Genomic DNA, 15304 nt, shown 5'->3' with positions numbered 1-15304 from the left:
TCGCGCAGTTCCCCGCGCCCCCACCCCCTAGGGGCGGGGTGGGGAAGAACTACGCCACGTTCACACGCTGTCCCGGCGGCGCCGCCTCCAGCCACGCCAGGAAACCCGTCAGCGCGTCCTCGCTCATCGCCAGCTCCAGGCGGACGCCCCGGTGCGTACAGCCGAGCACGATCGCGTCGGACAGCAGCGCCAGCTCCTCCTCGCCCGCCGGCTTGCGGCGCGCCACGACCTCGATCGCGGAGCGCTCCAGGAGCCGCCGCGGCCGGGGCGCGTACGAGAAGACGCGGAACCACTCGATCCGGTCACCGCTGTACCGCGCGACTCCGTACACCCAGCCCTTGCCGTTGGGGTCGCCGCCCTCGGGCACGTCCCAGCGCAGACTGCAGTCGAAGGTCCCGCCGGAACGCTGGATCAGCCGTCGGCGCAGACCGAAGACGAAGAGTCCCGCCAGTACCAGCGCGACGACCAGGCCGCCCACAAGCAGAACGAGGGTCATCTACACCGACCTCCTCGCTCCATTCGGGGCCGGGGGTTCGCCCCGGTCTCTTGTGCCTGCATCGCCTCAGCCGCGGCCGGGTCCGGAAAATTCCAGACCCGTGACCGCGGCTGAGGGCAAAACTCTTCGGCGGGGTGCTAGCGCACCGACACCGTACGCAGCCGGACCTCGGCGCGACGCTCGGCGGCGCCGTCCTCGACCGACTTGGCGCTCTCCAGCGCCCGCTCGGCACGCTGGACGTCGATCTCGTCCGCGAGCTCCGCGATCTCCGCGAGCATGGAGAGCTTGTTGTCCGCGAACGAGATGAACCCGCCGTGCACAGCGGCGACGACGGTGCTGCCCTCGGTCGTACGGATGGTCACCGGACCGGACTCCAGCACTCCGAGGAGCGGCTGGTGACCGGGCATGACGCCGATGTCGCCGGACGTGGTGCGCGCGACGACCAGGGTGGCCTCGCCGGACCAGACACTGCGGTCCGCGGCGACGAGCTCGACGTGCAGCTCAGCAGCCAAGGTGGGCTCCTCGGGTCACCACCCGGCGGTTGCTGCCGGGTGTTGGGTCAAAGTCTAGTGGGCGTGAGAGAGGGGGCGGGACGCACCCGCCCCCTCGTCGTCACAAAACCGGCTCGGGTCAGGAGACGCCGAGCTCCTTCGCGTTGGCCTTCAGGTCCTCGATGCCACCGCACATGAAGAACGCCTGCTCGGGGAAGTGGTCGTACTCACCGTCGCAGATCGCGTTGAACGCGGTGATCGACTCTTCGAGCGGCACGTCCGAACCGTCCACGCCGGTGAACTGCTTGGCGACGTGGGTGTTCTGCGACAGGAAGCGCTCGACGCGACGGGCACGGTGGACAACGAGCTTGTCCTCCTCGCCCAGCTCGTCGATACCGAGGATCGCGATGATGTCCTGGAGGTCCTTGTACTTCTGCAGGATCCCCTTGACACGCATGGCGGCCGAGTAGTGGTCCGCCGCGATGTACCGCGGGTCGAGGATGCGGGACGTCGAGTCCAGCGGGTCCACGGCCGGGTAGATGCCCTTCTCGGAGATCGGACGGGAGAGAACCGTCGTCGCGTCGAGGTGGGCGAAGGTGGTGGCCGGGGCCGGGTCGGTCAGGTCGTCCGCGGGGACGTAGATCGCCTGCATCGAGGTGATCGAGTGACCACGGGTCGAGGTGATGCGCTCCTGGAGGAGACCCATCTCGTCGGCCAGGTTCGGCTGGTAGCCCACCGCGGAGGGCATACGGCCGAGCAGGGTCGACACCTCGGAACCCGCCTGGGTGTACCGGAAGATGTTGTCGATGAAGAAGAGGACGTCCTGCTTCTGGACGTCACGGAAGTACTCCGCCATCGTCAGACCGGCCAGCGCGACCCGAAGACGGGTGCCCGGGGGCTCGTCCATCTGGCCGAAGACGAGCGCCGTCTTGTCGATGACGCCGGAGTCGCCCATCTCCTCGATGAGGTCGTTGCCCTCACGGGTACGCTCACCGACGCCCGCGAACACCGACACACCGTCGTGGTTGTTGGCGACGCGGTAGATCATTTCCTGGATCAGAACGGTCTTGCCGACACCGGCACCACCGAACAGACCGATCTTTCCACCCTTGACGTACGGGGTGAGAAGGTCGATGACCTTGACGCCGGTCTCGAACATCTCGGTCTTCGACTCAAGCTCGTCGAAGCGAGGGGCCTTGCGGTGGATCGGCCAGCGCTCGGTGACCTCGGCGTTCGCCTCGGGGTAGTTCAGCACCTCGCCCAGCGTGTTGAACACCTTGCCCTTGGTGAAGTCACCGACGGGGACGGTGATGCCCTCGCCCGTGTCGGTCACCGGGGCCTGGCGGACCAGACCGTCGGTCGGCTGCATCGAGATGGTACGGACGAGGCCGTCACCCAGGTGCTGCGCGACCTCAAGGGTCAGCGTCTTGAGCTTGCCGTCCTCGGCCGGGTCGGCGACCTGGACCTTGAGGGCGTTGTAGATGTCGGGCATGGCGTCGACGGGGAACTCCACGTCGACGACCGGGCCGATGACCCGGGCGACGCGGCCCGTGGCGGCGGCCGTCTCAACAGTGGTCGTCATTACTTGTCACTCCCCGCGGTCGCGTCAGCCATGGCGCTCGCGCCACCGACGATCTCGCTGATTTCCTGGGTGATTTCGGCCTGGCGGGCCGCGTTGGCAAGCCGGGAGAGGCTCTTGATGAGATCCCCGGCGTTGTCGGTCGCCGACTTCATCGCGCGGCGGCGGGCGGCGTGCTCGGAAGCGGCCGACTGCAGCAGTGCGTTGTAGATGCGGCTCTCGACGTAGCGCGGCAGCAGGGCGTCGAGGACGTCCTCCGCCGACGGCTCGAAGTCGAACAGCGGAAGGATCTCGCCCTTCGTACCGCTCTCCTCCACAGCCTGGTCGAGGCTGAGCGGCAGCATCCGGCCGTCCACCGCGTTCTGCGTCATCATCGACACGAATTCCGTGTAGACGATGTGCAGCTCGTCGACGCCACCCTCGGCCGTGTCCGTCTGGATGGCCTCGATCAGCGGCGCCGCGACGCGCTTGGCGTCGGCGTAGGCCGGGCTGTCGGTGAAGCCGGTCCACGACTCCGCGACCTTGCGCTCGCGGAAGCCGTAGTAGGCGACACCCTTGCGGCCGACGATGTAGGCATCGACGTCCTTGCCCTCAGCACGCAGCCGCTCGGTGAGCCGGTCCGCCTGCTTGATGGCGTTCGAGGAGTAGCCGCCGGCCAGACCGCGGTCGCTCGTGATGAGCAGGATCGCGGCACGGGTCGGCGCCTCGGCCTCGGTGGTCAGGGCGTGCTTGGTGTTCGAACCGGTCGCCACCGCGGTCACCGCACGGGTGAGCTCGGTCGCGTACGGCATCGACGCCGCCACCTTGCGCTGCGCCTTGACGATGCGCGAGGCGGCGATCATCTCCATCGCCTTGGTGATCTTCTTGGTCGCCGTGACGGCACGGATGCGACGCTTGTAGACCCGGAGCTGCGCTCCCATGAGTCAGGTCCCTTCCGTCGTCACTTGGAGACGTTGACGGCCGGCGCGTCCTCGCCCAGGAGCTTGCCGTCCGAGGTCTCGAACTGCTGCTTGAAGGCCGCGATGGCGTCCGCGATCGACGTCAGGGTGTCGTCCGACATCTTGCCGCCCTCGGCGATCGAGGTGAGGAGCTCCTTGCGCTCACGGCGCAGGTGCTCCAGCAGCTCCGACTCGAAGCGACGGATGTCGTTGACCGGGACGTCGTCCATCTTGCCGGTGGTGCCGGCCCAGACGGAGACGACCTGCTCCTCGACGGGCATCGGCTGGTACTGGCCCTGCTTCAGCAGCTCGACCATGCGCTTGCCGCGCTCCAGCGAGTTCTTCGACGCGGCGTCCAGGTCGGAACCGAAGGCGGCGAACGCCTCCAGCTCGCGGTACTGGGCGAGGTCCACGCGCAGTCGGCCGGAAACCTGCTTCATGGCCTTGTGCTGGGCGGAACCACCGACGCGGGAGACCGAGATACCGACGTTCAGCGCCGGGCGCTGGCCCGCGTTGAACAGGTCGGACTCCAGGAAGCACTGGCCGTCGGTGATGGAGATGACGTTGGTCGGGATGAACGCCGACACGTCGTTCGCCTTGGTCTCGACGATCGGCAGACCGGTCATCGAACCGGCACCCATCTCGTCGGAGAGCTTGGCGCAGCGCTCCAGCAGACGCGAGTGCAGGTAGAAGACGTCGCCCGGGTAGGCCTCGCGGCCCGGCGGGCGGCGCAGCAGCAGCGACACGGCGCGGTAGGCGTCGGCCTGCTTCGACAGGTCGTCGAAGATGATCAGGACGTGCTTGCCGGCGTACATCCAGTGCTGGCCGATGGCGGAACCGGTGTACGGCGCCAGGTACTTGAAGCCGGCCGGGTCGGACGCCGGGGCGGCGACGATCGTCGTGTATTCGAGCGCGCCGGCCTCTTCCAGGGCGCCGCGAACGGACGCGATGGTCGAGCCCTTCTGGCCGATGGCGACGTAGATGCAGCGGACCTGCTTGTTCACGTCGCCCGAGCGCCAGTTGTCGCGCTGGTTGATGATGGTGTCGACGGCCAGCGCGGTCTTGCCGGTCTGACGGTCACCAATGATCAGCTGACGCTGGCCACGGCCGATCGGCACCATCGCGTCGACGGCCTTGTAGCCGGTCTGCATCGGCTCGTGCACCGACTTACGGACCATGACGCCCGGGGCCTGCAGCTCAAGGGCGCGGCGGCCTTCGGTCGCGATCTCGCCGAGACCGTCGATCGGGTTGCCGAGCGGGTCGACGACGCGGCCGAGGTAGCCCTCGCCGACGCCTACGGAGAGGACCTCACCGGTGCGCTGCACCGGCTGGCCCTCCTCGATACCGCTGAACTCGCCGAGGACGATCGCACCGATCTCGCGCTCCTCAAGGTTGAGGGCGAGACCGAGGGTGCCGTCCTCGAACTTCAGCAGCTCGTTCGCCATGGCGGAGGGCAGGCCCTCCACCTTCGCGATGCCGTCGCCGGCAACGCTGACCGTACCGACCTCCTCGCGCGAGGCCGCGTCCGGCTGGTACGACTGGACGAAGTTCTCCAGTGCGTCCCGGATCTCCTCCGGCCGGATCGTGAGCTCCGCCATCTGGGTTCCCTGCTCTCCTTGTTGGGCCTGAAGCTTCTTAGGGGGTCTGGGGGCGACCCCCAGGAATCTTCTGCAAGTTCTGCACGGCCCAACCGGGCCGCTGTGATGCCTTGTGTAATTGGTGACGCTGCCGAGGCAGGTCAGCCGGCCAGTCGCCGGCTCGCCTCGTCGAGACGCTGCACGATCGTGCCGTCGATGACCTCGTCGCCCACCCGCACCGAGATCCCGCCGAGGACCGTCGGGTCCACGTCCAGGTTCAGGTGCATCTGGCGGCCGTACACCTTCGCCAGAGCGGCGCCGAGGCGCTGCTTCTGTACGTCGGTCAGCGGCACCGCCGAGGTGACCACGGCGACCATGCGGTCCCGGCGCTCCGCGGCGAGCTTGGAGAGGGAGTCGAGTCCCGCTTCCAGGCTACGTCCACGCGGCTTGGTCACCAGACGCGTGATGAGACGCTCGGTGGCCGCGTCGGCCTTGCCGCCGAGCAGGCTGCGCAGCAGCTCGCCCTTGGCGGCCGTGGTGGCGGCGCGGTTGGTCAGCGCGGAGCGCAGGTCGGTGCTGGAGGAGACGATCCGGCCGAACCGGAACAGCTCGTCCTCCACGCCGTCCAGCGCGCCGGCCTTCTGCGCCGCGGTGAGGTCGGCGGTGTTCGCCAGCTCCTCCAGCGCGTCCACCAGGTCGCGCGACTGCGACCAGCGGGAGCGGACCATGCCGCTCACCAGGTCGGCACTCTCGCCGCCGACCTGGCCGCCGAGGAGGCGCCCGGCCAGCTCGGCCTTGGCCTCGGCGGGCTGCGACGGGTCGGTGAGGACCCGACGCAGCGACACCTCGCGGTCGAGCAGCGCGGTGACGGCCGCCAGCTCCCCGGCGAGCTTCGCCGCGTCGACGGACGTGTTGTCCATCAGCGCGTCAAGACGCTCGCGCGCGGCAGCCAGTGCCTCGCGGCTCGCTCCGTTCATCGCGTGGCCTCGGCCTTCGAAGCGTCCTCAAGACCTTCGAGGAAGCGGTCGATGGTGCGGCTCTGCCGGGCGTGGTCCTCAAGGGACTCGCCGACGAGCTTGCCGGCCAGGTCGGTGGCGAGCTTGCCCACGTCCTGGCGGAGCGCGTGCGCCGCGGCCTTGCGGTCGGCCTCGATCTGGGCGTGGCCGGCAGCGATGATCTCCTCACGCTGCCGCTGGCCTTCCGCCCTCATCTCCTGGATGAGCACGGTGCCCTGCTCGGTCGCCTCCTGGCGCAGGCGGGCAGCCTCGTGGCGGGCCTCGGCGAGCTGGGCCTTGTACTGCTCCAGCACGCTCTGAGCCTCGGTCTGCGCGGCCTCGGCCTTCTCGATACCGCCCTCGATGGCCTCGCGCCGCTCGTCCAGAACCTTGTTGATGTTCGGGAGGAGCTTCTTGGCGAGGAAGCCGAAGACGATGACGAAGGCGATCAGGCCGATGACCAGCTCAGGCCACGGCGGAACGAGGGGGTTTTCCTTGCCCTCGGCCGCCAGCTGAACCATGGTGAGGTTCACATCAGTGCCTTTCGTCGGATCGGTCTAGTCGTCGTCGTTCGTCTTAGTAGACGAACGGCATGACGAGGCCGATGAGGGCCAGCGCCTCACAGAACGCGAAACCGAGGATCTGGTTGGCGCGGATCAGGCCGGCGGCCTCGGGCTGACGGGCCATGGCCTGGGTGCCGTTACCGAAGATGATGCCGACGCCGACGCCGGGGCCGATGGCGGCGAGACCGTAACCGACGGAGCTGAGGGAGCCGGTGACACCATCGGAGGCAGCGAGGATCTGGGACATGCCAGTTCTTCCTTCTCTTTCACGGACCGGTGGGGGTTGGCCACCGGACGACTTGGGGTTTTGAGGGGGCGGGCGGTCAGTGGTGCTCGGCGACGGCGCCCTGGATGAAGCTGCAGGCCAGAAGCACGAACACGTACGCCTGGACGGCCTGGATGAAGAGCTCGAAGCCGGTCATCACGATGACCATCACGAACGAGACGCCCGAGTACGCGATGCCGATGCCGTTGAGCATGTACCAGCTGGCGATCGTGAAGAGCAGCAGCAGGGTGTGACCGGCGAACATGTTCGCGAACAGTCGCACCGCGTGCGTGAAGGGGCGCACGATCACGTTCGAGAAGAACTCGATGACCATGACCATCGGCAGGACGGCGCCGAGGGACTTGTCGTAGCCCGTGAGGTTCTTGAAGCCGCCGACGAGGCCGTGGCGCTTGAAGGTGAGGCTCATCCAGATGACGTAGACGATCCCCGCGAGAACCGCCGGGTACGCGATGATCGACGTCACCGGGAACTGCGCGACCGGGACGATCGACCAGAGGTTCATCATCCAGACGAAGAAGAAGATCGAGACCATGAGGGGGACCCACTTCTCGCCCTCCTTCTTGCCGATCGTCTCGTAGACGATGCCGCGGCGCACGAAGTCGTAGCCGGCCTCGGCGACCATCTGGAGCTTGCCGGGGACGACCTTCGGCTTACGGAAGGCGGCCCAGAAGAAGCCGACGATGATGAGCGAGCCCAGCAGGGCGAGCAGCATCGGCTTGTTGAAATAAACGCCGTCCGCGTCACCCCAGAGAGGCTTGAACAGGAACGAGTGCAGGCCCGGACCCTCGAAGCCACCGCAGTCCTGGAACAGGTGGCAACTGGTGTCGAAAGCGAGCTGCGTCGGGTCAGCACTCACCGCGGGCTCCTTCAGCGTGGCGCATAGGTACGGCAACCTCGTTGTGTCGGCGCGGCGCACAGCCGCGGTTCGGCACTGGACTGGTGTTACGGATGATGGGGCGGCGGTCGGGCATCAAGCCTCGCGTTCGAGCAGGCGTCAGCTCAGATGCCCGCGCCCGCAGTGCCGCAGTTGGCACCGGACGATAGCAGGGTCTCGAACTCGCATTTATTCCGCCCCTACCTTTCACGACGAAGACCCGGATTTCGTGGGCTTCTGACCCTCCGAATCCGGCTCGACGTAAAGGATCTTGGCCTTCATGTGCGCACGTGCCTGCATGCCGATCCAGACGAGGGTCAGCGCGACGAGTGTGGCGGCGAATGCCTTGGGGTTGAACAGCGTCGTGTCCTTGAAGACCGCGACGAAGATGAAGAGCAACAGCAACTGAGCCGTGTACAGCATCAGCCCCATGGCCTGAAACAGGTGGGGCAGGGTCTTGGCCGTGCGTTCCAGGACGAGCAGCCCGATACCCATGAAGCAGACGACCACGACCGTCGCAATGGCGGCGCCGATGGCCCCCTTGCCGCCCGCGATCCCGGCGCTGACCGCGACGGCGATGACGCCGGCGGCAGCAGTGGGTACGGCGGTCCGAAGGAGGGTGCGGGCGTCGTTGGACGGCATGGCGGCAGCTCCGCTTACTGGGTGGGGGCAGGGTGTCGTCATGGACGAGCGTAGGCCCCGGCCGAGGTGGTCCCCTCGGGCCAATGGGCCGTCGCACTACGGTCCTTCGGCTCTGTTGCCGGGTCTCGTGAACCGTATCACAAACTATTTGATGAGGTCTTTACCAAGATGGTGTGCTGCCCGTCACACATGAGAGTGAACGTGCGCGCATGTGCAGAGCGGGCGGCAACTTGTCTGGTATTGCGGCCCGCTGCGGCAATTCGTCAGCGTGACGCGCCGGTCTTCCGCCGGTCGGGGAAGCGCGAACGGGGGCCGACGGCGGTCGCCCCGTTGACGCCGGAGACACCCGCGCCGACCGGTGTGCGCTCCGCCCCCTCGTCCTCGTCCTCGTCCCACTCCTCGCCGCCCTCCGCGGCCACGGACGCCGCGGCGAGCCGTGTACGGCGCCGGTAGCGCGGCGGGACGAACGCCTCGGCCCAGCGCGGGGCGCGCGGCGTGAAGCGCGGGAGCAGCAGCAGGACCAGACCGACCGCGCTCAGCGCGACGATGACGAAGACGATCCACATCGACGCCGAGTGCACCGAGTACGCCAGCGTCCCGAAGGCGATCAGCGCCGCCCAGAAGTACATGATCAGCACCGCGCGGCTGTGCGAGTGGCCGATCTCCAGGAGCCGGTGGTGCAGATGCCCGCGGTCGGCCGCGAACGGCGACTGGCCCTTCCAGGTGCGCCGCACGATCGCGAGCACCAGGTCGGCCACCGGGATCGCGATGATGGTCAGCGGCATCAGCAGCGGGATGAAGACCGGGAGCATCGCGTGCGTCGCCTCGCGCTCACTGCCGCTGAGGCTGAGGTTCATCCGCAGCGCGTCCGGGTCGACCTGCCCGGTGATGGAGATGGCGCCGGCCGCGAGGACGAGCCCGATCAGCATCGAGCCCGAGTCGCCCATGAAGATCCGCGCCGGGTGCATGTTGTGCGGCAGGAAGCCCAGGCACATGCCCATCAGGATGGCGGCGAAGAGGGTGGCCGGGGCCGCGGCCTCGATGCCGTACCCGAACCAGATCCGGTACGCGTACATGAAGAACGCCGCGGCGGCGATGCAGACCATGCCCGCGGCGAGGCCGTCCAGGCCGTCCACGAAGTTCACCGCGTTGATGGTGATCACCACCAGGGCGACCGTGAGCAGCGTGCCCTGCCAGGAGGTGAGCGAGACCGCGCCGACGCCCGGGAGGGGCAGCCACAGGATCGTCAGACCCTGCACGACCATCACACCCGCGGCGATCATCTGACCGCCCAGCTTGATCAGGGCGTCGATCTCGAACTTGTCGTCCAGGACGCCGATGATCCAGATCAGCGCGGCGCCGGAGAGCAGCGCGCGCGGTTCGTTGGAGCGCTCGAAGACGCCGTTGAGGCTGTCGAGGTGGTCGGCGACGAGCAGGCCCGCGCACAGCCCGCCGAACATGGCGATGCCGCCGAGCCGCGGCGTCGGTTCACGGTGCACGTCCCGGGCACGGATCTCCGGCATCGCGCCGGTCGCGATGGCGAACTTCCGCACCGGCCCGGTGAGCAGGTAGGTCACCGCGGCCGTGACGCAGAGCGTCAGCAGGTATTCACGCACGGGCTGCCCCAGAGGTATCGCTGGCCATCTCAGCCCCACACACTAGCTTCGCGCCCACATGGTTGAAGACATGCGGGTACACGAGATGGTTGCAGTCAACCCCATCTAGTGCGGATAGGGGGGAAATCTTCCCGCAAGTTCCCGCACTTCGGCACGGACTTCGCGGGCTTCGGTCCGGCCTTCCGCATGGCCCTCGCCGCCCGCTTCGCGGTCCTCGCGCAGCGCCGCGGAGAACAGCACCGCGATCCTCGCCATCTCCGCCTCGCCCATCCCCTGGGTGGTCACGGCGGCCGTACCGAGCCGGATGCCGCGCGCTTCGTCGTACGGGAGGGCACAGGTGTCCAGGACCAGCCCGGCGCCCGCCAGACGGCCCCTGGCGGCCCGTCCGTCGGCTCCCAGGGGGGCCGGGTCGGCCAGGATGAGGTGGGTGTCGGTGCCGCCGGTGACCACGGCGAACCCCTCGGCGGCCAGCCCGGCCGCGAGCACGCGCGCGTTGGCGACCACCTGATGGGCGTACCCGGTGAACCCCGGGGTCGCCGCCTCCCCGAACGCGACCGCCTTGGCGGCGATGGTGTGCATCTGGGCGCCGCCCTGAGTGAACGGGAAGACCGCCCGGTCGATCCGGGCCGCCAGCTCCGCGCCGCACAGCAGCAGACCGCCGCGGGGGCCGCGCAGCACCTTGTGGGTGGTCGCGCAGACCACGTCGGCGTACGGGACGGGGCTGGGCGCCGCTCCACCGGCCACCAGGCCCATGGGGTGCGCCGCGTCCGCGATGAGGTACGCGCCCACCGAGTCCGCGATCTCGCGGAACGCCTCGTAGTCGGGGTGGCGCGGGTAGCAGATCGAGCCGCAGACGATCGCCTTGGGGCGGCGGCGCTCGGCCAGGGCCGCGACCTCTTCGTAGTCGATGAGCCCGGTCTCCGGGTCGACGCCGTAGCCGACGAAGTCGAACCACCGGCCGGAGAAGTTGGCGGGCGAGCCGTGGGTGAGGTGTCCCCCGTACGGGAGCCCCATGGCGAGCACCGTGTCCCCCGGCCGCAGCAGCGCCGCGTAGGCCGCCAGGACGGCCGAGGAGCCGGAGTGCGGCTGTACGTTGGCGTGCTCGGCGCCGAAGAGCGCCTTGGCCCGGTCCACGGCGATCCGCTCGGCCACGTCCACGATCTCGCAGCCGCCGTGGTGGCGGGCGCCGGGGTAGCCCTCGGCGTACTTGTTGCTGAGCGGGGAGCCCAGGGCCGCGAGCACGGCGGGCGAGGTGAAGTTCTCGGCGGCGATGAGCTGGAGCGAGGTGGCCTGCCGCCGCGTCTCGCCGATCAGCACGTCGGCGATCTCGGGATCCTGCCGCCGCAGGGCGTCGAACGCCCCCTCGGGGGCGGTGGCGCGGGCAGCGGACACGGCTGCGGTGGTGACCGTCATCGGGGTCTCCGGGCCTGACAGGGGGTGGTGTGAGGCGTCGGATCCAATGTAGGCCGACGCGTGCGCCTACGCCCGGCAGAATCACGTCAGTGCGGCGCGCGCACACCCGTCAGGGCCGTCACGACCGGCTCCAGGGCTCCGTTGATCTCGTCGCCGATCGAGCGGAAGAACGTGATCGGGGCCCCGTACGGGTCGTTCACCTCGTCCGCCTCCGCGCTCGGGGCGAGCAGCCAGCCGCGCAGGGCCGCGGCCGCGCGGACCAGGGCGCGGGCGCGCTCGACCATGCCGTCCTGGAGGGGGTCGGGGAGCGTCGCCGGGTCTATGGCGCGCACCAGGCGGGTGAACTCCTTCAGCGTGAAGGTGCGCAGGCCCGCCGAGTGGCCCATGGAGATGACCTGGGCGCGGTGGTCGCGGGTGGCCGTGAGGACCAGGTCCGCGGTGATGACGTGCTCGTCCAGGAGCTCGCGCCCCGTGAAGCCGGAGGCGTCCGCGCCGAAGTCCGCGAGGACGGCCGCCGCGTTGGCCTCCATCGGGGCGCCCTCGTGGCCCCAGGTGCCCGCGCTCTCCACGATCAGGCCGCCCGTGAACGGGTCGCCGAGACGATCGGTCAGGGCATGCCGGGTCAGCCGCTCGGTGATGGGCGAGCGGCACACGTTGCCGGTGCTGACGTGGAGGATGCGGAAGGTGGTGCCGGTGAGCCCGGTGCCTATGCCACGCCCCGTCTCAGGGGCTGTCAATTCGCCACCTCAAGGTCGGGTACCACCTTGCGCAGCTCGTCGGCGTCGAGCGCGCCCGCGCGCAGCAGCACCGGCACCTTCCCCGTGACGTCGACGATCGACGACGGGACGATGCCCGGGGTGGGGCCGCCGTCCAGGTACACCGAGACGGCGTCGCCCAGCATCTCCTGCGCGGCGTCGCAGTCCTCGGGCGAGGGGTGTCCGGAGAGGTTGGCGGAGGAGACGGCCATCGGGCCGACCTCGGTGAGCAGCTCGATGGCGACCGGGTGCAGCGGCATCCGGATGGCGACCGTGCCCCGGGTGTCGCCCAGGTCCCACTGGAGCGACGGCTGGTGCTTGGCGACCAGCGTCAGGGCGCCCGGCCAGAACGCGTCGACGAGCTCCCAGGCCTGCTCGGTGAAGTCCGTGACCAGGCCGTGCAGCGTGTTCGGGGACCCGATGAGGACAGGGGTGGGCATATTGCGGCCACGGCCCTTGGCGTCCAACAGGGAAGCGACGGCCTCGGAGCTGAACGCGTCGGCGCCGATGCCGTAGACGGTGTCCGTCGGGAGGACGACGAGCTCGCCGCGGCGCACTGCGGAGGCGGCCTCGCGCAGACCGGTCGTGCGGTCGGTCGCGTCGTTGCAGTCGTATCGCCGAGCCATTTAACGGGCCTCCTCGTACACGTACGCGGTCTTGGAGCGGTTGGGGGGCGGAACGGTCACGGCAGGGCCTTGCGGGCCGTGGCGAAGCGCGGACGGTTGTTCAGGTCGGGGTGGTCGGCGGCGTCCGCCCAGCCGGCCTCCTCGTTGAAGATCCACGGCACCTGGCCGCCCTGGGTGTCGGCGTGCTCGATCACGACGAGGCCGCCGGGCCGCAGCAGCCGGTGGGCGGTGCGCTCGATGCCCCGGATCGTGTCGAGGCCGTCCTCGCCGGAGAAGAGGGCGAGTTCGGGGTCGTGGTCGCGGGCCTCGGGGGCGACGTACTCCCACTCGGTGAGCGGGATGTACGGCGGGTTGGAGATGACCAGGTCGACCTGGCCGTCGAGCTCGGGCAGCGCGGTCAGGGCGTCGCCCTGGTGCAGCACGACGCGGGAGCCCTCGACGTTCTTGCGGGTCCAGTCGAGCGCGTCCTCGGACAGCTCCACGGCGTGCACCCGCGAGCGGGGCACCTCCTGGGCCATGGCGAGCGCGATCGCGCCGGAGCCGGTGCACAGATCGACGATGAGCGGCTCGACCACGTCCATGGCGCGCACCGCGTCTATGGCCCAGCCGACGACCGACTCGGTCTCGGGGCGGGGCACGAAGACGCCGGGTCCGACCTGGAGCTCCAGATAGCGGAAGAACGCCCGCCCGGTGATGTGCTGGAGCGGCTCGCGCGCCTCACGACGGGCGATCGCCTCCCAGTACCGGGCGTCGAAGTCGGCGTCCTTGACCAGGTGCAGCTCGCCCCGCTTGACGCCGTGGATGTGCGCGGCGAGCTCCTCCGCGTCGAAGCGCGGCGAGGGCACGCCGGCGTCGGCCAGCCGCTGGGTGGCCTGGGCCACCTCCGCGAGCAGCACACTGCGGGGGCCTGGGGTTCGCCCCCCAGAATGTTGCGGCACGCTGGTCCTCCGGGCTGCAATGGGCCTCCCCCGCCCGGTCGTGCGGCGGGGGAAGTACCGGGTGTCTTACGGGTGTCAGCTCGCCGCGGCGAGCTTGGCGGCGGAGTCGGCGTCGACGCACGCCTGGATCATGGCGTCCAGGTCGCCGTCGAGCACCTGGTCCAAGTTGTACGCCTTGAAGCCGACCCGGTGGTCCGAGATGCGGTTCTCCGGGAAGTTGTACGTGCGGATCTTCTCGGAGCGGTCCACGGTACGCACCTGGCTGCGCCGGGCGTCGGCGGCCTCGGCCTCGGCCTTCTCCTGGGCGGCGGCGAGCAGCCGGGAGCGCAGGATGCGCATGGCCTGCTCCTTGTTCTGGAGCTGGCTCTTCTCGTTCTGGCAGGAGGCGACGACACCGGTCGGCAGGTGCGTGATGCGCACGGCGGAGTCGGTCGTGTTGACGGACTGGCCGCCGGGGCCCGACGAGCGGTACACGTCGATGCGCAGATCGTTCATGTTGATCTCGACCTCGACCTCCTCGGCCTCGGGCGTGACGAGCACGCCGGCGGCGGAGGTGTGGATGCGGCCCTGCGACTCGGTGGCGGGCACGCGCTGCACGCGGTGCACCCCGCCCTCGTACTTCAGCCGCGCCCAGACGCCCTGGCCGGGCTCGGTGGCGCCGTTGCCGCCCTTGGTCTTCACCGCGACCTGGACGTCCTTGTAGCCGCCCAGCTCGGACTCGGTGGCGTCGATGATCTCGGTCTTCCAGCCGACGCGCTCGGCGTACCGCAGATACATCCGCAGCAGGTCACCGGCGAACAGGGCCGACTCGTCGCCGCCCGCGCCCGCCTTGATCTCCAGGAGGACGTCCTTGTCGTCGCTGGGGTCGCGCGGGACCAGGAGCAGCCGCAGCTTCTCCGTCAGTTCCTCGCGCTGCTTCTCCAGCTCCTTGACCTCGGCCGCGAAGTCGGGGTCGTCCGCCGCGAACTCCTTGGCCGTCTCGATGTCCTCGCCCGCCTGCTTCCAGGAGCGGTAGGTCCCGACGATCGGCGTCAGCTCGGCGTACCGCTTGTTGAGCTTGCGCGCGTTCGCCTGGTCGGCGTGGACCGAAGGGTCGGCGAGCTTGCTCTCCAGACCGGCGTGTTCGCCGATCAGTTCCTCGACCGCCTCGAACATCGGGGGCTCCTGGGTTTTTTCGTGAGTGGCTGCGGGAGACGGCAAAGCGCCGGTCCTAGCCGCCCCCACGGGGGCGGCCGAAGACCGGCGCAGTGGCTCGCTACTTGGCGGCAGCAGCCTTACCGAAGCGGGCCTCGAAGCGGGCCACGCGGCCACCGGTGTCGAGGATCTTCTGCTTGCCCGTGTAGAACGGGTGGCACTCGGAGCAGACCTCGGCACGGATGGTGCCCTCGGCGAGGGTGCTACGGGTGGTGAACGACGCGCCACAGGTGCAGCTGACCTGCGTCTCGACGTACTCGGGGTGGATTTCGCGCTTCAAGGTGTCTCCTAGATTCGGGAGGGCGCCGGGTCGTCCGCGCG

Annotated in this window: 17 protein-coding genes; all 17 read right to left on the bottom strand. The window is 69.3% G+C overall.

Annotation, left to right across the window (positions count from 1 at the left end):
• Window positions 1-49: 49 nt before the first annotated feature.
• Window positions 50-496 (bottom strand): DUF2550 domain-containing protein, encoded by a 447-nt coding sequence (locus OG965_RS27765; RefSeq protein ID WP_371654773.1) that lies wholly within the window; start codon window positions 494-496, stop codon window positions 50-52.
• A gap of 137 nt (window positions 497-633) precedes the next feature.
• Window positions 634-1008, bottom strand: coding sequence for a F0F1 ATP synthase subunit epsilon (locus tag OG965_RS27760; RefSeq protein WP_371654772.1), 375 nt, complete (start codon window positions 1006-1008; stop codon window positions 634-636).
• 118 nt (window positions 1009-1126) lie between these two features.
• Entirely contained in the window at window positions 1127-2569 is a 1443-nt protein-coding gene (gene atpD / locus OG965_RS27755; protein WP_371654771.1) for a F0F1 ATP synthase subunit beta, read from the bottom strand.
• Window positions 2569-3486: a F0F1 ATP synthase subunit gamma gene (locus tag OG965_RS27750; protein WP_371654770.1), complete on the bottom strand. Its 918-nt coding sequence runs from the start codon at window positions 3484-3486 to the stop codon at window positions 2569-2571. The genes atpD and OG965_RS27750 overlap by 1 nt, the downstream gene beginning before the upstream one ends.
• Window positions 3487-3506: 20 nt before the next feature.
• Complete coding sequence (atpA, locus tag OG965_RS27745; RefSeq protein ID WP_371654769.1) at window positions 3507-5102, bottom strand: F0F1 ATP synthase subunit alpha; 1596 nt, start codon at window positions 5100-5102, stop codon at window positions 3507-3509.
• A gap of 140 nt (window positions 5103-5242) precedes the next feature.
• Complete coding sequence (locus OG965_RS27740; RefSeq protein WP_371654768.1) at window positions 5243-6058, bottom strand: F0F1 ATP synthase subunit delta; 816 nt, start codon at window positions 6056-6058, stop codon at window positions 5243-5245.
• Window positions 6055-6597 carry a F0F1 ATP synthase subunit B gene (locus OG965_RS27735; protein ID WP_361389566.1) on the bottom strand — a complete coding sequence of 181 codons (543 nt, stop codon included), beginning with the start codon at window positions 6595-6597 and terminating at the stop codon, window positions 6055-6057. Before OG965_RS27735 ends, OG965_RS27740 begins: the two co-directional genes overlap by 4 nt.
• A gap of 55 nt (window positions 6598-6652) precedes the next feature.
• Entirely contained in the window at window positions 6653-6886 is a 234-nt protein-coding gene (gene atpE / locus OG965_RS27730) for an ATP synthase F0 subunit C (protein WP_344069828.1), read from the bottom strand.
• A gap of 76 nt (window positions 6887-6962) precedes the next feature.
• Complete coding sequence (gene atpB / locus OG965_RS27725; RefSeq protein WP_371654767.1) at window positions 6963-7781, bottom strand: F0F1 ATP synthase subunit A; 819 nt, start codon at window positions 7779-7781, stop codon at window positions 6963-6965.
• Between the two features lie 225 nt (window positions 7782-8006).
• The gene (locus OG965_RS27720; RefSeq protein ID WP_371654766.1) at window positions 8007-8441 is read right to left on the bottom strand and encodes a hypothetical protein; all 435 of its coding nucleotides are present in this window, start codon (window positions 8439-8441) and stop codon (window positions 8007-8009) included.
• 263 nt (window positions 8442-8704) lie between these two features.
• Window positions 8705-10069, bottom strand: coding sequence for an MraY family glycosyltransferase (locus tag OG965_RS27715; protein WP_371657081.1), 1365 nt, complete (start codon window positions 10067-10069; stop codon window positions 8705-8707).
• 93 nt (window positions 10070-10162) lie between these two features.
• Window positions 10163-11470 carry a serine hydroxymethyltransferase gene (glyA, locus tag OG965_RS27710; protein WP_371654765.1) on the bottom strand — a complete coding sequence of 436 codons (1308 nt, stop codon included), beginning with the start codon at window positions 11468-11470 and terminating at the stop codon, window positions 10163-10165.
• Between the two features lie 86 nt (window positions 11471-11556).
• Complete coding sequence (locus OG965_RS27705; protein ID WP_371654764.1) at window positions 11557-12207, bottom strand: protein-tyrosine-phosphatase; 651 nt, start codon at window positions 12205-12207, stop codon at window positions 11557-11559.
• On the bottom strand, window positions 12204-12851 hold the full coding sequence (locus tag OG965_RS27700) for an L-threonylcarbamoyladenylate synthase (protein WP_371654763.1): 648 nt from the start codon (window positions 12849-12851) through the stop codon (window positions 12204-12206). The genes OG965_RS27705 and OG965_RS27700 overlap by 4 nt, the downstream gene beginning before the upstream one ends.
• A gap of 56 nt (window positions 12852-12907) precedes the next feature.
• Entirely contained in the window at window positions 12908-13789 is an 882-nt protein-coding gene (gene prmC, locus OG965_RS27695) for a peptide chain release factor N(5)-glutamine methyltransferase (RefSeq protein ID WP_079126247.1), read from the bottom strand.
• 75 nt (window positions 13790-13864) lie between these two features.
• Window positions 13865-14944 (bottom strand): peptide chain release factor 1, encoded by a 1080-nt coding sequence (gene prfA / locus OG965_RS27690; RefSeq protein ID WP_371654762.1) that lies wholly within the window; start codon window positions 14942-14944, stop codon window positions 13865-13867.
• A 100-nt stretch (window positions 14945-15044) separates the two neighbouring features.
• Complete coding sequence (gene rpmE / locus OG965_RS27685; RefSeq protein WP_371654761.1) at window positions 15045-15263, bottom strand: 50S ribosomal protein L31; 219 nt, start codon at window positions 15261-15263, stop codon at window positions 15045-15047.
• Between the last annotated feature and the right edge of the window lie 41 nt (window positions 15264-15304).

The organism is Streptomyces sp. NBC_00224, from assembly GCF_041435195.1.
Taxonomy (GTDB): Bacteria; Actinomycetota; Actinomycetes; order Streptomycetales; family Streptomycetaceae; genus Streptomyces.
The sequence above is the reverse complement of the archived record's forward strand: the minus strand, read 5'-3'. Positions and strand labels throughout refer to the sequence as shown.

Excerpts from the sequence above, each read along its gene's own strand:
- OG965_RS27765 (WP_371654773.1), bottom strand. The coding sequence starts at position 496 with ATGACCCTCGTTCTGCTTGTGGGCGGCCTGGTCGTCGCGCTGGTACTG.
- atpD (WP_371654771.1), bottom strand. The coding sequence starts at position 2,569 with ATGACGACCACTGTTGAGACGGCCGCCGCCACGGGCCGCGTCGCCCGG.
- OG965_RS27750 (WP_371654770.1), bottom strand. The coding sequence starts at position 3,486 with ATGGGAGCGCAGCTCCGGGTCTACAAGCGTCGCATCCGTGCCGTCACG.
- atpA (WP_371654769.1), bottom strand. The coding sequence starts at position 5,102 with ATGGCGGAGCTCACGATCCGGCCGGAGGAGATCCGGGACGCACTGGAG.
- OG965_RS27740 (WP_371654768.1), bottom strand. The coding sequence starts at position 6,058 with ATGAACGGAGCGAGCCGCGAGGCACTGGCTGCCGCGCGCGAGCGTCTT.
- OG965_RS27735 (WP_361389566.1), bottom strand. The coding sequence starts at position 6,597 with ATGGTTCAGCTGGCGGCCGAGGGCAAGGAAAACCCCCTCGTTCCGCCG.
- atpE (WP_344069828.1), bottom strand. The coding sequence starts at position 6,886 with ATGTCCCAGATCCTCGCTGCCTCCGATGGTGTCACCGGCTCCCTCAGC.
- OG965_RS27720 (WP_371654766.1), bottom strand. The coding sequence starts at position 8,441 with ATGCCGTCCAACGACGCCCGCACCCTCCTTCGGACCGCCGTACCCACT.
- glyA (WP_371654765.1), bottom strand. The coding sequence starts at position 11,470 with ATGACGGTCACCACCGCAGCCGTGTCCGCTGCCCGCGCCACCGCCCCC.
- OG965_RS27700 (WP_371654763.1), bottom strand. The coding sequence starts at position 12,851 with ATGGCTCGGCGATACGACTGCAACGACGCGACCGACCGCACGACCGGT.
- prfA (WP_371654762.1), bottom strand. The coding sequence starts at position 14,944 with ATGTTCGAGGCGGTCGAGGAACTGATCGGCGAACACGCCGGTCTGGAG.